The sequence below is a fragment of the Lacrimispora sp. genome (genome assembly GCF_036758025.1).
GTDB lineage: Bacteria > Bacillota > Clostridia > Lachnospirales > Lachnospiraceae > Lacrimispora.
Window position 1 is genome coordinate 38184 of the sequence record NZ_DAIOXM010000004.1, and the last position, 19304, is coordinate 57487.

Genomic DNA, 19304 nt, shown 5'->3' on the forward strand with positions numbered 1-19304 from the left:
TCCTAGTAAAATGCCAGAAATGCAGGAACCACGATCATAACCATAACCACTCCCAGCATCAAAAGCAGAGGAAGCAGCAATTTTGTTCCCGCCTCCTCTCCCAGCTTCTTAGCCAGGTTCTTCCTCTGTTCAAAGGCGGAAACAAGCTCAAGCTCTAAAGCTGGGCGAAGCTGGCGGCTTCCATTTTTCTGGCTCTGTTCCAGGAGGGCGGAAAGCTTCAAATAAGACTGGAGCCCGCACCTTCGCCCAAACTCCCCATAGGCCTTCCCCTCCCCCTGCCCGCTTCCCAACTGTCTCACCGTCTTTACCACTTCTTCATAGGCAGGACGCACTCTCCCCTTTCCCGAGGTTAAGGATTCTTCATATCCTGCTGCCATCCGTTCCAAGGCCCCTCTCACCGTAAGCCCTGCTCCCACATAGACCACAAGCTTGGAAACCACCTCAGAGTAATCAAAAAGAAGCTGCTGTTCCCTCTCCTTGGCCTGCTTCTGCCTGTCCATTTCTTTCTTGGCATGAAGGAGCGCTGCCAGCAAGACTCCAAGGACGGGAAGGAACCGGTAGTCCTCATCCCTTACCAGGCTGTAAGCCAGTGTCTGACCATCATAAACCGCGGGAAGCATAAGTTTTTCCTCTGTCTGCTGCTTCATATCTGCCTGATCCGCCCACTTTTTAAAAGCTGCTGCCAATTGTTCTTCCGGAGTGAGCACAGGCGGATAGACAACGATCTTATATTCATATCTGCGCTCATGGATTCCATCTGTCAGCCAGGCACTTAACCAGACAGATTCTCCCTTCTCAGAGACTTCTTCATTGTGAACGGTTCCAAAAGAGTCAATCAGCTCAGGATTTTCCGATTCCCAGCTGATGTTAAACCCGTACCCGGAGAGGCCGGTTTTTAAACTTAAATTGGTTCTCACCTCCTCCAGGGACTCATTTTCTCCTAGAATCTGCACCTTAAGTTCCTCTCCCAGCTTTTTAAGCAGCTCCTTTGCTTCCTGCTCCTTATACTTCCTTTCCCTTACAGGCAGGTCAACGGTTATTTTCCCGGTTCCCTCCTTTTGATGAAAGCCTGATACGGAAAGCTCATAAGAGGTCTCCCCATTTCCCGGTCCGGCCCTTTTAAGCCCTTCCTGGGATAAATCCTGGTTTCCTCCATGGATCAAGCTCATGACAGCATATAAAATAAATCCTCCTGCCGCACAGGCTGCCTGGGTTTTTGTAACAGGCAGCTTCGGCAATTGAAATCTGCTCCTTACCATTTTCTTCATGCTCCCTCCTATATCTCAATCTGCATAATTCTTCTGGCAATGACAAATGCGGCTATGTAAGCGGCCATGCAGGCTGTCATGAGAATCCTTCCCACACCCGTTCCATACATCAGATCAAAAAAGCCCGGTGACGTCATATCAATGTAAAGGACAATGAAAAAGGGTATCCCATTCATGATCTTTTGTTCAAACTGCTTGGATGCCGTCATGGTTAAAATCTCCTGCCTCACCTGAACCTTATCCCGGATCACAGAAGCTGTCCGGCTGATGATGGAAACCAGCTCCCCTCCGCTTCGTTTTGCCGCCGCAAACACTTCTGCAAAGTTTTTCACATCGTCAAGGCCGCTTCGTCCGGCAAATTCCAAAAGTGCCTGTTCTACAGAGCGGTTCATCCGAATCTGGCCTGCAATATGCCCAAACTCCATGGAAATCAACCCTTCCTCTCCATATAACAGCTTCAGTTCCCTGACAGAGGAGGAAAATGCATTTTCCACCGAATAACCGGCACTTAAAAAAGAGGACAGCAGTAAAATCCCTTCTTTAAATTCCAGGTTCAGCTTTTGAAGCCTTTTTTCTTTTAACTCTGTTTTTTTGATTATGGGAAAAATAATTCCGAATGGAAGAAATATGAGAAATGCTGCAATGCTGCGGTAAAAGACATAAGCGAACAGCCCGCCTGCTGCCACGCCCTGAAGTCCGTACAAACACCACTGAGCCGGTGTCAGAATGTATTTATCGTATTGTAATGCCTGCTGCTTTAAGCTTTTCGGTGTTCTGAAGACTTCCCACCTTTTTAAGACTCCCCTGTACCCCTTTTGTTCCTTCCCGGTTTTCTTCGTCTTCTTCAAACCGGAATAAGGTATTGAGCCTGATTTCTCCGTTTTCATAGCCAGACACCTCCGCAATGGACAAAATTCTTCTGCTCTTATCCCGCAAACGCCCCAGATGGATCAGAATATTAATGGCCGCCCCGATCTGGCTTCTGACTGCCGCCAGGGGAATATCTGCTCCCATCAGCACCATGGTTTCCAGCCTGGACAGCATATCCCTGGGGCTGTTTCCATGTCCTGTGCTGAGGCTTCCGTCATGTCCTGTATTCATGGCAGATATCATATCCAGAGCCTCTTTTCCCCTGACCTCTCCCACAATAATTCGAGAAGGATTCATTCTCAAAGACGCCCTGATCAAGTCCCCAATGGTAATCTCCCCTTCTCCCTCTCCATTGGCTTCCCTGGTTTCAAGGCGCACCAGATTGGGTATATGGGTGATCTGAAGCTCTGCAGAATCCTCTATGGTCACAATTCGCTCATCCTGGGGAATATAAGCAGAGAGGGCATTGAGAAAGGTGCTCTTTCCCGAATTGGTGCCGCCGCTGATGAAAATATTATACCCTGCCTCCACAATAGATTTTAGAAAAGCCGCCGCCTCTTTGGTGACGGAACCAAGAGCCAGAAGTCCTGCCATGGTAATGGGCTCCGGGAATTTTCTTATGGTCACCGCAGGGCCGTCCAAAGCAATGGGCGGAAGCACCACATGAACCCTGGAGCCGTCCGGCAGTCTGGCATCGGCAATGGGCCTTGATACATTGACCGTCCGGTTTACCCTGCTGACGATCTGCTGTATGGTATCCTCCAGCTGTTCCTGGCTGTCAAAGGACTTTTCCCACCGGGTCATATATCCCTTTCTCTCCACAAAGATACGGTCTGCCCCATTTACCATGATCTCAGAAATCTCCCTGTCATCCACCAGCTCCTGAAGAGCCCCTAAACGCCGGAAGGAGTCAAAAAGCCTGCTCCGGAGCCAGACCTGGTCCTTTAAAGGCAGAAAGCAGTTCTGCCCACGGTCTAAAAGCCGCCGGTCTATCATATCATACAGCTCCTCGTCACTTACCGCCTGTCTTTCATCCAGCTCCCTCATAATGTCTTCCCGGAGTCTCCTCCTCTGTTCCTCGTCCATCCTTGTCCTCCTTACGGCTGTTTCCTTAAAAGCTGCCTTGTATAATCCCCCAGCTCTCCCCATAGAAGCTGCTCTAAGTAATTGCCCTTTCTTCCCGGACTGCAGTGATAGGGAAGCTTCAGCTTCTGAATGCGGTTTTTTAACGGTTCATGACCGGAGGAAGCCAGGTATTCCTCAAATTCCTCAATCTTTGCCGCAGAGACGCAGTCCTCTTTCACCGGCATATACACCACATCGCAGATTTCCAGCACCTCCAGAGCCTTTGCCCCAAACTGGCCCAGGTCTAAAATCACAGTTTCATAGGTGCTCTCTCTGGAAATCCTTTCCACCAGATCCGCCATTGATTGGGCCGTCACCTGGAAAAGGTCCTCCGGATAGCGGACCGGAGGCACGTAATCCAGATCTCCCCAGGTGTAAACCAGAGAGCCTAGGCGTCCCCAGTTAAATTCATTCTGACTGTAATAATACAAAAGCTCTGACAGGCCTCCCCTGTATTCTTCTCCTGTCAGACGTTTCAGTCCGGAGCAGTCCTCCAAATTCAAATACAGTACCTTTAAATCCCTGGCCATCAACTGGCCCATGGTCAGGGCAAGGGAGGTCTTTAAGCACCGGTTTACCGGGGAATAGATGCCGATAATCCATGCCGTTCCCGACACTCCGGCAAATACCGGCTCTCCTTCTGCCGAGCAGTAACAGGCCATCACCTCCCGCATCATGCTGTCTGCAGCCTGATATTTATAAATCTGTACAGGCCCTCCTTCCTCATATTCCTCTTCCTCACCGGCCAGCCGGATCATCCTTGCTGCTCCTATTTTCTCCGCCTCCTCTGCCGGAACAGAGGAGTGGATCAGCAGCAGCTCAATCTCATGGTCCCTGGCATAAGCCTTCAGTCTCTCCAGGGAGGTAAATGCGGTTACGGAAAAGGGAACCTGCCCCCTATGGCTGACATATTCTGCAAGCCGTTCCCCATAGACAGGGTCCGGGTCATAAACTGCCATCACTTTTTTTGCCAAATAAAAACCTCCTTCTAATACAGTAATATAATGTAAACCAGCATTCCCAGGAAAAGGCACAGGCCTAAAGGTATGACCACCTCATAGCCGTCTCTGGAAGAACTGTAATAAGCCGGAAACCTGCCCGTCTGGCGTACACGTTTTACATAATCCCAAAAATAGGATAAACGCTTGAACAGAATACCCTTCGCAGCCATCTTGGCAAAGGACCAGACAGCGCCTATGAGAAGTCCGGGCAAAAGAGCTGCAGCACCGGCTACAGGGCCCAGATAGGCAACAATGAGCCCAATGACCTTAATATCGCCTGCCCCCATCATCCGGCAGAGAAAGAGGGGCAGAAATACGGCTGAGGCCGCGGCAAATTTAAAACAAAACAGAAACAGTACCTGCCAGAATACAGCGCCCTTTAACACCTCTGCTGACCGGAGAAGGTCCAGCAGAATGCCGATTATAAACCCCGAAAGTACAAGCCAGTTGGGAATCCGGTGTTCCCGGACATCAAAATAAGCCCCTGCCCCTAAAATGAGCAACAAAATAACATGTCTGACGATACAATCACTCCCCCTCTTTTTAAAAATATAAGTCCTGGAATTTTTTGCTGGAATATCAGCTTTGGAATAATAAAATGATACCAAAGAATGTACGCAGAAAGCATACTTGAATGTGCCTTTATTATGCACAAGATACCAGCTGATGTCAACAGTTTTTTCCAGGAAATATTGTATACATGGCTTTTTCCCAAAGCCTTCCTAATTATTGGGATTTCTCTCCTGTTTTTCATATTTTGAACAAATTTTTCGGATTTTTTAGTTTTTTTACAGCATATATTACAATTTTTCACTCTGAAAACATTGACGTTCTTTGCTCCGGATGGTAGAATGTAATTAGTTTATCTTTTTAAACCAAAGGAGGGATTTCACCGTTGGAGGCCCAGGATTTTAATAAACTTTTTCAGGATTGCATGCCTCTTTTTATCGCCCTGGGAGATGAAGTCCGCCTGACCATTGTTTCAGCCCTTGCGCGGACAGGCCTTTATGACAGCCTGGGAAATGATATGTCAGGCGTAATCAGCGGCTACTCAGCCTCAAAAAAACAGGGAATGAACGTAAAGGAGATCACGGAGCAGACCAGGCTGTCACGCCCTGCCGTCTCCCATCATCTGAAAATTTTAAAAGACGCGGGCCTTATTGATGTCCGCCAGGAGGGAACAGCCAATTATTACTACCTCACCATTGGGGACAGCACACAAAAGCTTTACTCCCTGGGACAGTTTTTACAGGGACTTTCAGGCCGTATTTCATAAAATCAAAAATTATACAGGTAATTTATGAATAAAGTGGCATTTTCCAGATATACTAAACCTTAAAGGTATAAGAAGGTCCGGACAGCCTGTGGCTGATTAAAGAGGGCCTGGTATAAAAATATGAATCTGGAGATGACAATATGAAAAACGGGCTTTTAAAAAAACATTTGGCTCCATCAGAAGACGAATGGAATTTAAGATGTGAGATCGAACGTTCCAAAACCGCTATCGATTCCGCCAGAAATCACTTTGAGCAGGTTGTTGACCCAACCCTGATTGATTGTTACATTTACGAGCTTAACGCAGCACAATTGCGTTATCAGTTCCTCCTTCGCCGCTTTAAAAGCAGGGAGGTATAAGGTACATTACAAGAAACCGGAGGATAAGTATATGAGCAAGTGGTATGAAGGGGGAGTGTTTTATCACATCTATCCCCTGGGGCTTGTGGGCGCACCGAAGGAAAACAGGGAAGACACTGTATCCGGCCATTTTGAAGAGCTGGAACAATGGATTCCCCATATCCGCTCTCTTGGGTGCAATGCGATCTACATCGGGCCACTGTTTGAATCCTCTACCCACGGATACGATACCCGCGATTACCGGATGGTGGACCGCCGCCTGGGAAGCCAGGAGGGATTTCAGAAATTTACAGCCCTCTGCCACGAGGCAGGAATCAAGGTGGTGGTCGACGGTGTATTCAACCACACAGGAAGAGATTTTTTTGCGTTTCAGGACATTGTAAAAAACAGAGAGCAGTCCCCTTACAAGGACTGGTATAAAGGAATCGGCTTCGGAGGAAGCAGCCCCCTTGGGGACTCCTTTGGATACGAGGCCTGGCAGGGGCATTATGAGCTTCCCTGTCTCAATCTTTATAACCCCATGGTAAAGCAGTATTTGTTCGATACCATACAATTCTGGATTCGGACCTTTGACATCGACGGCATCCGTTTAGACTGCGCCAATGTTTTGGATTTTGGATTTATGAAAGAGCTGCGGGACGAGACAAGCCGGATGAAGGAAGACTTCTGGCTCATGGGCGAGGTGATACACGGAGATTACGGCAGATGGGCCAATGACTCCATGCTCCACTCTGTCACCAATTACGAACTACATAAGAGCATTTATTCCGGCCACAACGATCACAATTACTTTGAAATTGCCCACAACGTAAAACGGCTTGACCCTTTAGGGCTCCAGCTTTATACCTTTGTGGACAATCACGATGAGGACCGGATTGCCAGCAAGCTGCAGGACCAGTCCCATCTATATCCGGTTTACACTTTATTATTTACCCTTCCGGGCATTCCGTCTGTCTATTATGGCAGCGAATTCGGAATAGAAGGAAAACGGACCAATTGGGATGATTCTGCCCTTCGCCCGGCCATTTCCATTTCAGACAGAGAGGCAAAAACCAATTCTCTGTCCGGTTTGATCGGCAGGCTGGGACAGATTCACAAAGAAAATCCCCATTTTCACGGAGGACGGTATCAGGAGCTGCTTCTCACCAACAGGCAGTATGCCTTTGCCAGGTTTTACGAGGGACAAGCCCTTGTCACAGCAGTCAACAACGATGACAAGGAAGCGTTTGTGCAGATCGCATGTCCGTCACAAGGGGACATTGCCGTGGATCTTCTCAGCGGGGAGCAATACCCTGTCAGGGATCAGAAAATCCAGTTAACCATTCCGGCAAACCGGGGTGTAATATTAAAAATCATGGAGGGGTGAGCATATGGCAGAGAAGAAAAAAGAAATCGGAACAGGCTTTATTACGGAGGTAGACCGGTATCTTTACAACAACGGAAAGCATTATGAAATTTATGAAAAGCTGGGAGCTCATCCAAAAACCTATAAGGGAAAAGACGGGATGTATTTTGCGGTCTGGGCCCCTCATGCAGAGCAGGTAGGGGTTGCAGGCGACTTTAACGGCTGGAACCCGGACACCACTCCTATGGACCTGCTGGCTGACTCAGGAATCTGGGAAGCCTTTGTTCCCGGCGTCGGCGCGGGGGAACTGTATAAGTTTGCCATTACCACAAAGAGTGGGAAGATACTTTTTAAAGCTGATCCTTATGCTGCTCAAGGAGAATACCGTCCCCAGACAGCTTCAATTACAGCTGATTTATCAGGATTTAAATGGAGAGACAGCACCTGGCTGGAAAAGCGGAAGGCCAATGCTCTGTTAGAGGGACCTGTCAGCATTTATGAAGTCCACTTAGGTTCCTGGAAGAAGAAAAACCGGGAAGAAAAAGACGGGTTTTACACCTATGTGGAGGCGGCTCATGAGCTGGCGGATTACATATCAGAAATGGGTTATACCCATGTGGAATTAATGGGAATTGCGGAGCATCCTTACGATGGCTCCTGGGGTTACCAGGTGACAGGCTACTTTGCCCCTACCTCCAGGTACGGGACGCCTGAGGAGTTTATGTATTTTGTGGACTACATGCACCGAAAAGGGATTGGAGTTATCTTAGACTGGGTTCCCGCTCATTTCCCAAGGGATGCCCACGGACTGGCTGACTTTGACGGGGAGCCATGTTACGAATATGCAGACCCGAGAAAGGGTGAGCACCCGGACTGGGGAACCAAGGTTTTTGACTACAGCAAATTTGAGGTCAGCAACTTTCTCATTGCCAACGCCCTTTACTGGGTGGAAAAGTTCCATGTGGACGGACTCCGTGTGGATGCAGTGGCCTCCATGCTCTACCTGGACTATGGGAGAAATAACGGACAATGGGTTCCCAACAGCAGGGGCGGCAATGAAAACCTGGAAGCCATTGAATTTTTCAAACACTTAAACAGCGTGATGACGGAGCGGGGAAACGGCGCCATGGTCATTGCAGAAGAATCCACAGCCTGGCCAAAGGTCACGGGAGAGCCCAAAGAAGAAGGCCTTGGCTTTACCTTCAAATGGAACATGGGATGGATGCACGATTTCCTGGAATACATGAAGCTGGACCCATATTTCCGCAAATTCAATCACAATAAAATGACCTTCGGACTTTCCTATTTTACCAGTGAAAAATACATTCTGGTACTGTCCCACGATGAAGTGGTTCATTTGAAATGTTCCATGATCAACAAAATGCCGGGGCTTTTAGAGGATAAGTTTTCAAACTTAAAGCTGGGCTACACCTTTATGCTGGGCCATCCTGGCAAAAAGCTGCTGTTTATGGGCCAGGACTTCGGACAATTCCACGAGTGGGATGAAAAGACTGCTCTGGACTGGTATCTGGCTGACGAGCCTTTGGGAAAAGACCTTAAGGAGTATGTAAGTGATCTTCTCCATCTCTATAAGAAATACCCGGCTCTTTACGAAAAAGACTACGATTGGAATGGTTTTTCCTGGGTAAATGCCAATGACAGCGAACACAGCATCTTTAGTTTTATCCGGTACGGCAAAGACCGCAAAAACAACCTGCTGTTTGTATTAAACTTCACCCCTGTGGCTTATCCGGACTACCGGGTAGGTGTTCCCAAACGCGGCGGATTTACTCTTGTTTTAAGCGAGAGCCACGGCCTGTATAAGCGGGGAGAAAAAGCCCCCTCCTTCCGCTCTGCCCTAAAGGAATGGGATGGGCAGGAATACTCCTTTGCATATTCCCTTCCTGCCTATGGAGCGGCGGTTTTCCGCTTTTAATTCAAGGCCATAAGGCAGATTTTCAGACTTTGACAAAAATTTAACTATACATTTTACTGGATATGTAGTAATATATAGGTACAAGTCAATGCATCATTTGCTTTAAACTTATGGTATGGAAGGAGAGAGGTTTTTATGGCAGCAGAATTAATTGCGACAACTGCAACAAAAAAGGTCTTTCGTGATGGAGATAAGGCGCTGAAGGTTTTTAACGCTGATTTCCCGAAGGCAGAGGTTTTAAATGAGGCTCTGATTACCGCCCGTGTAGAAGAAGTAGGCGGAATCAACGTTCCCAAGGTATTGGAAGTCAGTGTCTTTGAAGGAAAGTGGGCCATTACCTTTGATTTCATTGAAGGCAAGACCCTCCAGCAGCTCATGGATGAGAACCCTGAAAAGTTACCGGAATACATGGAAAAGATGGTTGATCTTCACTTAAGCATCATGGCAAAACAGTGTCCTCTTCTCAATAAGTTAAAGGATAAGATGTCACGCCAGATCATGGATACGGAAGAATTGAGCGATGTGACTGTGTACGATATGCGGACACAGCTTGACAGCATGCCAAAGCACACAAAGCTGTGCCACGGAGACTTTAATCCAACCAACATTATCGTAAAGGATGACGGAACCATGTTCGTCCTGGACTGGGTACATGCCACTCAGGGCAATGCCAGTGCCGATGTTGCAAGAACCTACTTACTTTTCTGCCTCTATGACCAGAACAAGGCAGATATGTACATGGATCTGTTCTGCAAGAAAACCGGAACAGCAAAGAAATACGTTCAGAAATGGCTCCCCATCGTTGCGGCAGCCCAGTTGTCCAAGAGAAGGCCCCAGGAAGCAGAATTACTGCAGAGATGGGCAAGTGTCTGCGATTACCAATAAAAATCAATACATAGAGCAAAAATGGTATCCCAAAAGTCATAATAACTTGACTTGGGATACCATTTTTTCCGTCTTATTTCTGTTTCCTTTTGGACATTTCCTCATGTTCCTTTACAAGCTCCTGATAGAGGTCATAAAGCTTCCATTTGCAGTTGGTGTCGGTCAGCACCGCCTTTAAGGCGATTTTTTCCACTTCTGCCCGCCTTAAGTTCATCAAAAACTCATCCAGCCTGGAGTTGGAAAAGTTCTTTATAACCAGAAGCTCTTCCTCCACAGGAGGACACGCCTCTGCTTCCTGTTCCTCAAAGCCCTCAATGCCGGCCAGATAGCCTACGGTCTGTCCCATCTGCTCCTGAGAAATATTTTTAATCCGGACACCCATACGCACCAGTACAGATTTCAGCTTAGCAGCCTTTGTACCATTGCCCTTCTGCTTGTCCGACTCCGGCTGATAGTATAAAACCATCTCTTTCCCTGCTGCCATTTCCTATTCCTCCTGCTCCTGCTTATATTATAACAGGTTTTTCCTCAATTCTTCCCCGCTTAAGGAGCTTAAATACGCCGGGGCAACGTCAAATACTGTCTTGCAGCCCTGCTGTCCTTCCTGATTTAAGCGGTAAGCCGCCCTTGCATAAGCGGCCAGTACGGAAGCCGTAAATTCCGGATTGGAATCCAGCTTTAAGCTGTATTCGATCACATGGCTGTTCTCATCCTCCCAGCCGGTTGTCCCTGTTCTGATGACAAATCCGCCGTGGGGGATTCCCTTGTGGTCCCGCATCAGCTCTTCCTCTGTAATAAACTGAACGGTTGTGTCATAATCAGCGAAATAATTAGGCATGGTCACGATCTCTTCTCTGATCCGCTCTAAATCAGCCCCTTCTTCTGCCACCACAAAGCACTCCCGGGTGTGCTTCTGTCTGGTTGTCAGCTCCGGATTGCTTCCGCTTCTTACAGCCTTTAAGGCCTCTTCCACCGGAACCGTATACTGTCTTGCGTCCTTAACGCCGGAAATTCTGCGGATAGCGTCGGAATGGCCCTGGCTGACCCCCTTGCCCCAGAAGGTATAATCACTGCCTCCCGGCAAAATGGCTCCTGCATACAAACGGTTTAAGGAGAACATGCCCGGGTCCCAGCCTGCGGATATGACTGCCACCTTTTTCCCCTTTTTAGCGGCTTCATCCACTGCTGCAAAATGCTGAGGAATCTTGGCATGGGTATCAAAGCTGTCAACCACGTTGAAATGCTCTGCAAGAGCTTTGGTCTGTTCCGGAAGATCTGAGGCGCTTCCGCCGCACAGGATCAGAACGTCAACAGAGTCCTTAAAAGAAAAAACTTCCTCATAGGAATACACCTTTGCGCCCGGTGTCAATACCTTTAAGGATTCCGGATTTCTCCTTGTAAATACTGCGGTAAGCTCTAAGTCCGGGTTGTGGCGGATGGCACACTCCACGCCTCTTCCCAGGTTTCCATAGCCTACAATACCTATTTTAATTGTCATATTTTTAGCCGCCTTTCCAGAAATTTGTTCGTTTTTTATTATAACTCCAAAAAGAGCCATGTGTAAATCCTGTTTTGCAAATAGTTTTGCATGCTAAAAGAGGGGGCTGCAGAAAAATAAAGCTGATGCTCCGGCAGACGGTTCATCTGCCTTTACACCAGCTTCTTTCATCTAAACTATGCCATTGCTGCCACATCCGGTATTTCCAGAGTTGTGGTCTCATATTTATCCAGAATCACCTTCTGAATCATATCACGTGTTCCTGAATTTATGGGATGGGCAATATCCCGGTATTCTCCATCGGCCGCTTTCCGGCTCGGCATGGCGATGAATAAACCATTTTCACCCTCAATCACCTTAATATCATGAATAACAAATTCGTTATCTAAAGTAATGGATACAATGGCCTTCATCTTTCCTTCTTTTTCAATCCGTCTCACTCTCACGTCTGTAATCTGCATGTTAAAACCCCTCCCACCGCAATCCTTATAATGCGTATCTCTCGTTCTTTTCCAAAACGACTTTTATGTCATCCGGTGACCCGATATGGGTAGTGTTGGCCCGGATGGTATCCCGGCTTTCCACAATACAGTTTTCAATCACCGTATTATCCCCTATATATACGTCATTTAAAATAATGGAATTCTTAATGACGCAGTTATTTCCTACATATACCTTTTTAAATAAAACGGAATTCTCCACCACTCCGTTGATAATGCTTCCGCTGGAAATCAGGCTGTTCTTCACTGCTGAACCCGGATTATACTTAGCCGGCGGCAGATCGTCAATCTTGGAATAGACTTCAGGAGACTGGCAGAAGAAGTAATCCCTTACTTCCGGCTTTAAGAAATCCATGTTGGTCTTATAATAAGATTCCACAGAAGCGATATTGCTCCAATAGGTGTTCAGATTATAAGCATAGATTCTCTTTAAGTTCCGGTAGCGTACCAGAATGTCGCTTACAAAATCATAGGAATCTTCCATCACACAGCGCTCGATCAGCTCGATCAGCTGGCGTCTGCGGATTACATAGATTCCGCAGGAAACCGTATTGGAGGTGGTTACCATAGGCTTTTCTTCAAATTCTGTAATCCTTCCGTCTTCGTTGGTCTGAACAAATCCGAAACGGGTAACGTCCTCTCCCGGCTGAAGCTGGGAGCACACCACAGTGATGTCCGCTTTTTTCTCAATATGATATTCCAAAACCTTGGCATAATCCAGCTTATAGATACCATCACCTGCTGCGATCACCACATAAGGCTCATGGCTGTTCTTTAAAAAGTTCAGATTCTGATAGAGGGCGTCAGCCGTACCGCGGTACCAGTCACTGCTCTCTGCAGTAATGGTCGGGGTAAATACGAACAAACCTCCCTGCTTTCTTCCAAAATCCCACCACTTGGATGAACTTAAATGCAGATGAAGGGACCTGGAATTATACTGGGTCAAAACTGCCACGTTCTGAATATGGGAATTTGTCATGTTGCTGAGGGCAAAGTCAATGCTTCGATAGCTGCCTGCAATTGGCATGGCTGAAATCGCCCTCTTACTGGATAATTCCTTCATCCTCCTACTGTTTCCGCCTGCTAATATAATTCCTATTGCTCTCATCGCATACCACCTGCCTTTATGATGTAATCTCCGCTAGCCAGTTCTCCGCCATGGTAATCCTCTGGCGTTGTCTCCCCCACAATTGCCGTGTTTTTTCCGACCTTTACATTGCCCGGAATGGTCGAATTTTCTCCCACCGTCACCAGGTCAAACTGGTATACCTTGGGATCGTATTTGCTTTCGCTGTACTCTCCGACTCCAATCTCCGTATTATCGCCGATCTTTACGTTCTCAGCAATAATGGCTTTGTAAACCTTGGAATTCTCTCCCACAATGCTTTCCCGCATGATGATGGAATCCCTGACCACAGCACCCTTTTTAATGGTGACACCTGCGCCGATGACAGAATTATAGACTTCTCCGCAGATCTCCGTTCCTTCACCTATAATGCTTCTGTCAATGACCGCATCCTGTGATACATACTGAGGCGGAATGATATCGCTCTTGGTGTAAATCTTCCAGTATTCCTCATAAAGGTTAAACTCAGGAATGATATCAATCAGCTCCATATTGGCCTCCCAGTAAGAGCCAAGGGTACCTACATCCTTCCAGTAGCCGTTGTACTCATAGGCAAATACCCGTCCGCCTGATTCGAAGCAGTGAGGGATGATGTGCTTGCCGAAATCGCAGCCCGGAACCTCGGACATCTTGATCAGGGCGTCTCTGAGCACCTTCCAGCTAAATATGTAGATTCCCATGGAAGCCAGGTTGCTTCTGGGGTTCTCCGGCTTCTCCTCAAATTCCGTGATCCGGTTATTCTCATCGGTAATGAGAATTCCGAACCGGCTGGCCTCTTCAATAGGTACAGGCATGGCAGCAATGGTGATATCAGCATTATTGGCTTTGTGGTATTCCAGCATAACCTCATAATCCATCTTATAGATATGGTCGCCTGACAATATTAAAACGTATTCCGGATTGTAGGTCTCCATATACTCTAAGTTCTGGTAGATGGCATTTGCGGTTCCAGTATACCAGTCGCTTCCCTTGCTCTTTTCATATGGCGGGAGAATGGTGACACCGCCTACATTACGGTCCAAATCCCACGGAATTCCAATTCCTATATGAGTATTCAAACGTAATGGCTGGTACTGGGTCAGAACTCCGACTGTATCAACTCCAGAGTTGATACAGTTGCTTAGCGGGAAATCAATAATGCGGTACTTTCCTCCAAAAGATACTGCTGGTTTGGCCACCTTCTGCGTGAGCACACCCAAACGGCTTCCCTGTCCGCCAGCTAAAAGCATGGCAATCATTTCTTTTTTAATCACGTTTATCACCTCTTGCTGTTAGAATTTTATTGTACTAGCATTATACCATACATTTGAAGAATAGTGAACAAATTTTAAAAATATTACGATATTTTTTTGTGCATTTTCCGACATTATTCATGCCTTTTTTGTAACTGCACAGACTTTAGGGGTTAAATACCTATTTTCCGTACAAAACTTTGTCTATAAGCCATGTTTTTGTGCATCCCCCCTTGAATGAAAGGTCAAAGTACAGTATAATCTTAGTAAGTATGCCAACACGCAAAAGGAGAAACCATTATGGATTTGACAACAGTAAGACAAATATATAAGGACAAGGAATCCTTCTTAAACACCAAGGTCACCGTAGGCGGATGGGTGAGAAGCTTAAGAGATTCCAAGTCTTTTGGATTCATTGTTTTAAATGACGGAACTTATTTTGAAACACTTCAGATCGTCTATCATGACACCATGGAGAACTTTTCCGACATTTCCCGACTGAATATCGGAGCAGCCGTCATCGTCACCGGAACCCTGGTAGCCACACCGGATGCAAAACAGCCCTTTGAGATTCAGGCTGAGGAAATATTGATTGAAGGTCCTTCGGCACCTGATTACCCTCTTCAGAAAAAGCGCCATTCCTTTGAATATTTAAGGACCATTTCCCATCTGCGCCCCAGAACCAACACCTTCCAGGCAGTGTTCCGTGTCCGCTCCTTAATCGCCTACGCCATCCACCAGTTTTTCCAGGAGAGAGACTTCGTTTACGTCCACACTCCCATTATTACCGGAAGCGACTGCGAGGGTGCCGGAGAGATGTTCCAGGTCACTACTATGGACTTAGCAAATATTCCAAAGACCAAAGAGGGAGATGTGGACTTTTCCCAGGATTTCTTCGGAAAGCCGACCAACTTAACGGTCAGCGGCCAGCTTAACGGAGAAACCTATGCCATGGCATTCCGCAACATCTATACCTTCGGACCTACCTTCCGTGCGGAAAACTCCAATACCACACGCCATGCGGCTGAGTTCTGGATGATTGAGCCTGAGATGGCATTTGCTGATTTAAACGATGATATGGAGCTGGCAGAGGCCATGTTAAAATATATCATCCGCTTTGTTCTGGAGCACGCTCCCGAGGAAATGAACTTCTTCAACCAGTTTGTGGACAAGGGTCTTTTAGACCGTTTAAACCATGTGTTAAATTCTGAATTCGCTCATGTGACTTATACTGAAGCCATTGAGCTGCTGGAAAAGCACAATGATGAATTCGATTATAAAGTATCCTGGGGCTGCGACTTACAGACAGAGCACGAGCGCTATCTGACAGAGGAACTGTATAAAAAGCCTGTTTTCGTCACCGACTATCCAAAGGAGATCAAGGCCTTCTATATGAAGCTGAATCCCGATGGAAAGACTGTGGCTGCTGTGGACTGTCTGGTTCCCGGAATCGGAGAGATCATCGGCGGAAGCCAGCGTGAGGACAACTACCAGAAGCTGGTAGAGCGTATGGAAGAATCCGGCCTTAATAAAGAAGATTATGAGTTTTACCTTGACTTAAGAAAATACGGTTCTACCCGTCATGCAGGCTTTGGCTTAGGCTTTGAGCGCTGCGTTATGTATCTGACCGGAATGGGCAACATCCGCGATGTGGTTCCCTTCCCAAGAACTGTTAACAACTGTGAACTTTAATCTGTGAAACAAATTCCCTTCCTTTCCGGTGGGGAATTTGTTTACAATCAGGCCATGCAGAAATATTTGTGTGACTTGGGGAGTGGGGAGCTTGCTCACCAAGCCCCAAATCATACAAATATTTCTATAGGGCGTATGCCCTGCATTGATCATTTAGCGGCGCTTTTCCGCTAAATGATCAATGATGCCTGGCCACGCCAAAACAGCGAGGTAATAACAATGAAATTCATACATATTGCAGATGTTCACTGGGGGATGAGCCCGGACAGCGACAAGCCGTGGAGCAAGGAACGGTGCCAGGATATTAAGGACACCTTTGCAAGGGCCGTGACACAGGCAAAGTTTCTGGAGGCTGACTGCCTTTTCATATCCGGAGACTTATTTCACCGCCAGCCTCTTGCCAAAGACTTAAAAGAAGTGAATTATTTGTTTTCTACCATACCCACGGTTCATGTGGTCATCATTGCAGGCAATCACGACCGCATCAGAAGCAATTCCGCACTTTTAAGCTTTACCTGGGCTTCTAATGTGACTTACTTAATGGGAGAAGAGCTGGAAAGCGTTTACTTTAAGGAAATCAATACGGAAGTCTACGGCTTCAGCTATCATTCCGCTGAAATCCCGGAAAACCGGCTGGATCATTTGAAGGTACCGAATAATGGGCGCATCCATGTTCTTTTGGGCCATGGAGGAGATGCCAACCACATCCCCTTTGATAAAGGCGCCATGAGCAGCCTGGATTTCTCTTATATTGCCATGGGACATATCCACCGCCCTGAGATCCTTCTGGAAAACAGAATGGCCTTTGCGGGCTCTCTGGAGCCTCTGGACAAGACAGAGTCCGGACCCCATGGAATGATGGTGGGTGATATCAATGAAGTGACCCGTGTGGTGACTTCCTTAAAGTTCATCCCTCTTGCAAAGCTTCAATATATTTCCCTGGCTGTCAACGTGACCACTGCCACCACCAATACGGAGCTGGCAATGAAGATCACCCAGGAGATCCAGAACCGGGGAACGGAAAACATTTTCCGCTTCCGCATCCGGGGGATGAGGGACCCTGACATTTCCTTTGACTTGGAAATGCTCTCCACCCGGTTTAAGATCATGGAAATCATTGATGAATCCGAGCCTCAGTATGACTTTTCGGCCCTGTTTGCCGAACACCCCAGCGACATGATCGGCTTCTACATCCAGGCCCTTCAGAAGCCTGAGATGAGCCCTGTGGAAAAAAAGGCCCTTCATTACGGCATCAATGCCCTGCTGCGCACAACGGACGAAAGGAGCTGACCCATGAAAATACTGGATATCTATATCAACGGCTTCGGGAAATTCCATGGAAGAAACCTTTCCTTCCGGGATGGGCTTAACATTGTCTACGGCAAAAATGAAGCCGGAAAGTCCACCATACATACCTTTATCCGGGGAATGCTTTTCGGCATCGAACGCCAGCGGGGACGGGCTTCTAAAAATGACCTTTATACCAAATACGAGCCCTGGGAAAACAGCGGCACCTATGAGGGACAAATACGACTGGAGCACAAGAATCACATTTACCGGATTGAGCGCACCTTTCAGAAGAATAAGAAGGAATTTAAAATTGTAGATGAAACCGCCGGAAGAGAAGTAGAGCCTACCAAGGCATTTTTAGACGATCTGCTGTGCGGTTTAAGTGAAGCGGCTTACATCAATACGGTCAGCATCGGACAGTTGAAGAGCGCCACTGACGAAGGAATGGTTTCTGAGTTAAAGAATTACATCGCCAACTTAAATACTACGGGAAGCTTATCCCTTAATATCACAAAGGCTGCAGCCCTTTTAAAGTCCCAGCGAAAAGAGCTGGAGGCTCAGATGGTTCCCGAAGCCGCCCGCACTTACACCTCTCTCTTAAGCGAGATCAGGAATACGGAAAAGGAGATTTCCTCTCCTGAATATGAAAACCAGATCCAGACTTACCAGAAACGGCGCTCCGAGGTGAAAACCACCTTAGAAGATCGACAGAAGGAAAAAGAAGAACTGCTTCAAAAGGTTGCCAGAGGGCGGCAGATGCTGACCAGCAACCAGTTTTCCGATCAGGACTCCATTCACGCCTATTCGGAAAAGGCTCAGGAAACCTTTGATGAGTATATGGAAGCAAAAACTTCCTGCCAGAAAAAGCCCAGAAAAATATGCTCTATCCTCTCTCTGGTCATTGCTACCCTGCTTTTATGCTGTACGGTGGTGCTGTACTATCTGGGAGAATCCAATTATTTTACGGCTTATTACGGATTGGATCTCATTCTCCTGGTAGGGCTTTTTATCGGAGCCTCTATTATATTCTATCTGATTGGTCTGATTCTCTTTCTCCGGATGAGGCACAGCCAGCGGGATATGGAAATGAGCGCCAAGGTTCTCCAGGAAATCCTCTCCAGGCACCTGGGGAATACAGATATCTCTGAGGACGCCATGAGAGCCTTCCAGGCCAGGATGGCGGAATTCACCCGGCTCTGCACGGTTGTCACTAAATCAGAGGCTGCTATCGGCCAGAAAGCGGCTGAGATCGAACAGCTTCAGAAGGAGCAGGAGGGTTGCGGGGAATCCATTGAAAAGCAGCAGAAAAGCCAGTGGGAGCTGGAGAAAAAGCTGGAGCATTTATCCGGCTGCAAGACTCAGGCAGAGGGTTTGAAACATATTTTAGAGGAAAACGACCGCATCCGGGAAGAAATATCCGCCATTGATCTGGCCCTGGAAACCATGACCTCCCTCTCCTCCTCCATCCGGGATTCCTTTGGCCTGTATTTGAATAAGACTGCCTCTGACTTGATAGCCGGAATCACAGGCGGGATTTATACCAGCATGAGCGTGGATGAAAACCTCAATGTGTTTTTAAATACAAAGACCAAGCTGGTTCCGCTGGAGCAGGTCAGCAGCGGCACCATGGACCAGGTGTATCTGGCCCTTCGTCTGGCAGCCTCTTCTTTAGTCCAGGAGAACACTGAGCGGATGCCCTTTATCTTTGATGACAGCTTTGTGCTGTATGACGATGACAGGCTCCGTACTGCCTTAAAATGGCTGGTAAACACGTATTCCGACCAGATCATCATTTTCACCTGCCATCAGAGGGAAGCCCAGATGCTGACCGCAAATCTGATTCCTTATCATCTGGTAGAAATATAATCATTGAGCCGGTTTATTCCTGCAAGACAGGGAGA

The 19304-nt window shown here is 47.3% G+C and carries 18 protein-coding genes; 8 read left to right on the forward strand and 10 right to left on the reverse strand.

What is annotated here, in order from left to right; all coding sequences use genetic code 11:
- Positions 1–2: 2 nt before the first annotated feature.
- From V7M78_RS05270 to V7M78_RS05290, 5 genes are read right to left on the reverse strand one after another with little or no spacing between them, the layout of a single operon-like run.
- Positions 3–1268 (reverse strand): immunoglobulin-like domain-containing protein, encoded by a 1266-nt coding sequence (locus V7M78_RS05270; RefSeq protein WP_333647162.1) that lies wholly within the window; start codon positions 1266–1268, stop codon positions 3–5.
- Positions 1269–1276: 8 nt separating this feature from the next.
- Positions 1277–1954: a type II secretion system F family protein gene (locus V7M78_RS05275; protein WP_333647458.1), complete on the reverse strand. Its 678-nt coding sequence runs from the start codon at positions 1952–1954 to the stop codon at positions 1277–1279.
- A gap of 46 nt (positions 1955–2000) precedes the next feature.
- Positions 2001–3224 (reverse strand): CpaF family protein, encoded by a 1224-nt coding sequence (locus tag V7M78_RS05280; protein WP_333647164.1) that lies wholly within the window; start codon positions 3222–3224, stop codon positions 2001–2003.
- 11 nt (positions 3225–3235) lie between these two features.
- The gene (locus V7M78_RS05285; protein WP_333647460.1) at positions 3236–4222 is read right to left on the reverse strand and encodes a hypothetical protein; all 987 of its coding nucleotides are present in this window, start codon (positions 4220–4222) and stop codon (positions 3236–3238) included.
- A 29-nt stretch (positions 4223–4251) separates the two neighbouring features.
- The gene (locus V7M78_RS05290) at positions 4252–4770 is read right to left on the reverse strand and encodes a prepilin peptidase (RefSeq protein ID WP_333647166.1); all 519 of its coding nucleotides are present in this window, start codon (positions 4768–4770) and stop codon (positions 4252–4254) included.
- A 428-nt stretch (positions 4771–5198) separates the two neighbouring features.
- Between V7M78_RS05290 and V7M78_RS05295 the strand changes: the two genes are divergently transcribed.
- From V7M78_RS05295 to V7M78_RS05315, 5 genes are all read left to right on the forward strand, one after another.
- Positions 5199–5540 carry an ArsR/SmtB family transcription factor gene (locus tag V7M78_RS05295; RefSeq protein ID WP_333647462.1) on the forward strand — a complete coding sequence of 114 codons (342 nt, stop codon included), beginning with the start codon at positions 5199–5201 and terminating at the stop codon, positions 5538–5540.
- A 140-nt stretch (positions 5541–5680) separates the two neighbouring features.
- Positions 5681–5899, forward strand: a complete 219-nt coding sequence (locus V7M78_RS05300) for a YaaL family protein (protein WP_333647168.1) — start codon at positions 5681–5683, stop codon at positions 5897–5899.
- Positions 5900–5930: 31 nt separating this feature from the next.
- The gene (locus V7M78_RS05305) at positions 5931–7265 is read left to right on the forward strand and encodes an alpha-amylase family glycosyl hydrolase (protein WP_333647170.1); all 1335 of its coding nucleotides are present in this window, start codon (positions 5931–5933) and stop codon (positions 7263–7265) included.
- Between the two features lie 4 nt (positions 7266–7269).
- Positions 7270–9180, forward strand: a complete 1911-nt coding sequence (glgB, locus tag V7M78_RS05310) for a 1,4-alpha-glucan branching protein GlgB (protein WP_333647172.1) — start codon at positions 7270–7272, stop codon at positions 9178–9180.
- Between the two features lie 135 nt (positions 9181–9315).
- On the forward strand, positions 9316–10065 hold the full coding sequence (locus tag V7M78_RS05315; RefSeq protein WP_333647173.1) for a phosphotransferase family protein: 750 nt from the start codon (positions 9316–9318) through the stop codon (positions 10063–10065).
- A 73-nt stretch (positions 10066–10138) separates the two neighbouring features.
- Here V7M78_RS05315 and V7M78_RS05320 read toward each other — a convergent pair whose 3' ends face one another.
- The 5 genes from V7M78_RS05320 to V7M78_RS05340 form a co-directional block, all read right to left on the reverse strand.
- Positions 10139–10549: a DUF3783 domain-containing protein gene (locus V7M78_RS05320; RefSeq protein WP_333647175.1), complete on the reverse strand. Its 411-nt coding sequence runs from the start codon at positions 10547–10549 to the stop codon at positions 10139–10141.
- Between the two features lie 27 nt (positions 10550–10576).
- Positions 10577–11563, reverse strand: coding sequence for a diaminopimelate dehydrogenase (locus V7M78_RS05325; protein WP_333647177.1), 987 nt, complete (start codon positions 11561–11563; stop codon positions 10577–10579).
- Between the two features lie 176 nt (positions 11564–11739).
- The gene (gene spoVG, locus V7M78_RS05330) at positions 11740–12024 is read right to left on the reverse strand and encodes a septation regulator SpoVG (RefSeq protein WP_333647179.1); all 285 of its coding nucleotides are present in this window, start codon (positions 12022–12024) and stop codon (positions 11740–11742) included.
- A gap of 25 nt (positions 12025–12049) precedes the next feature.
- The gene (gene glgD, locus V7M78_RS05335) at positions 12050–13171 is read right to left on the reverse strand and encodes a glucose-1-phosphate adenylyltransferase subunit GlgD (protein ID WP_333647181.1); all 1122 of its coding nucleotides are present in this window, start codon (positions 13169–13171) and stop codon (positions 12050–12052) included.
- On the reverse strand, positions 13168–14442 hold the full coding sequence (locus tag V7M78_RS05340) for a glucose-1-phosphate adenylyltransferase (RefSeq protein ID WP_333647183.1): 1275 nt from the start codon (positions 14440–14442) through the stop codon (positions 13168–13170). The genes glgD and V7M78_RS05340 overlap by 4 nt, the downstream gene beginning before the upstream one ends.
- Before the next feature lie 279 nt (positions 14443–14721).
- Between V7M78_RS05340 and asnS the strand changes: the two genes are divergently transcribed.
- The 3 genes from asnS to V7M78_RS05355 all read left to right on the forward strand — a co-directional run bounded on the left by asnS (position 14722) and on the right by V7M78_RS05355 (position 19269).
- Positions 14722–16113 (forward strand): asparagine--tRNA ligase, encoded by a 1392-nt coding sequence (gene asnS, locus V7M78_RS05345; protein WP_333647185.1) that lies wholly within the window; start codon positions 14722–14724, stop codon positions 16111–16113.
- A gap of 219 nt (positions 16114–16332) precedes the next feature.
- Positions 16333–17403, forward strand: coding sequence for a metallophosphoesterase family protein (locus V7M78_RS05350; protein ID WP_333647187.1), 1071 nt, complete (start codon positions 16333–16335; stop codon positions 17401–17403).
- 3 nt (positions 17404–17406) lie between these two features.
- Positions 17407–19269: an ATP-binding protein gene (locus tag V7M78_RS05355; protein ID WP_333647189.1), complete on the forward strand. Its 1863-nt coding sequence runs from the start codon at positions 17407–17409 to the stop codon at positions 19267–19269.
- Positions 19270–19304 lie beyond the last annotated feature (35 nt).

Coding starts and splice junctions, on each gene's coding strand:
- V7M78_RS05300 (WP_333647168.1), top strand. CDS start 5,681: ATGAAAAACGGGCTTTTAAAAAAACATTTGGCTCCATCAGAAGACGAA.
- glgD (WP_333647181.1), bottom strand. CDS start 13,171: ATGAGAGCAATAGGAATTATATTAGCAGGCGGAAACAGTAGGAGGATG.
- V7M78_RS05270 (WP_333647162.1), bottom strand. CDS start 1,268: ATGAAGAAAATGGTAAGGAGCAGATTTCAATTGCCGAAGCTGCCTGTT.
- glgB (WP_333647172.1), top strand. CDS start 7,270: ATGGCAGAGAAGAAAAAAGAAATCGGAACAGGCTTTATTACGGAGGTA.
- V7M78_RS05280 (WP_333647164.1), bottom strand. CDS start 3,224: ATGGACGAGGAACAGAGGAGGAGACTCCGGGAAGACATTATGAGGGAG.
- V7M78_RS05325 (WP_333647177.1), bottom strand. CDS start 11,563: ATGACAATTAAAATAGGTATTGTAGGCTATGGAAACCTGGGAAGAGGC.
- V7M78_RS05285 (WP_333647460.1), bottom strand. CDS start 4,222: ATGGCAGTTTATGACCCGGACCCTGTCTATGGGGAACGGCTTGCAGAA.
- V7M78_RS05350 (WP_333647187.1), top strand. CDS start 16,333: ATGAAATTCATACATATTGCAGATGTTCACTGGGGGATGAGCCCGGAC.
- asnS (WP_333647185.1), top strand. CDS start 14,722: ATGGATTTGACAACAGTAAGACAAATATATAAGGACAAGGAATCCTTC.
- V7M78_RS05320 (WP_333647175.1), bottom strand. CDS start 10,549: ATGGCAGCAGGGAAAGAGATGGTTTTATACTATCAGCCGGAGTCGGAC.
- V7M78_RS05315 (WP_333647173.1), top strand. CDS start 9,316: ATGGCAGCAGAATTAATTGCGACAACTGCAACAAAAAAGGTCTTTCGT.
- V7M78_RS05355 (WP_333647189.1), top strand. CDS start 17,407: ATGAAAATACTGGATATCTATATCAACGGCTTCGGGAAATTCCATGGA.
- spoVG (WP_333647179.1), bottom strand. CDS start 12,024: ATGCAGATTACAGACGTGAGAGTGAGACGGATTGAAAAAGAAGGAAAG.
- V7M78_RS05305 (WP_333647170.1), top strand. CDS start 5,931: ATGAGCAAGTGGTATGAAGGGGGAGTGTTTTATCACATCTATCCCCTG.
- V7M78_RS05295 (WP_333647462.1), top strand. CDS start 5,199: ATGCCTCTTTTTATCGCCCTGGGAGATGAAGTCCGCCTGACCATTGTT.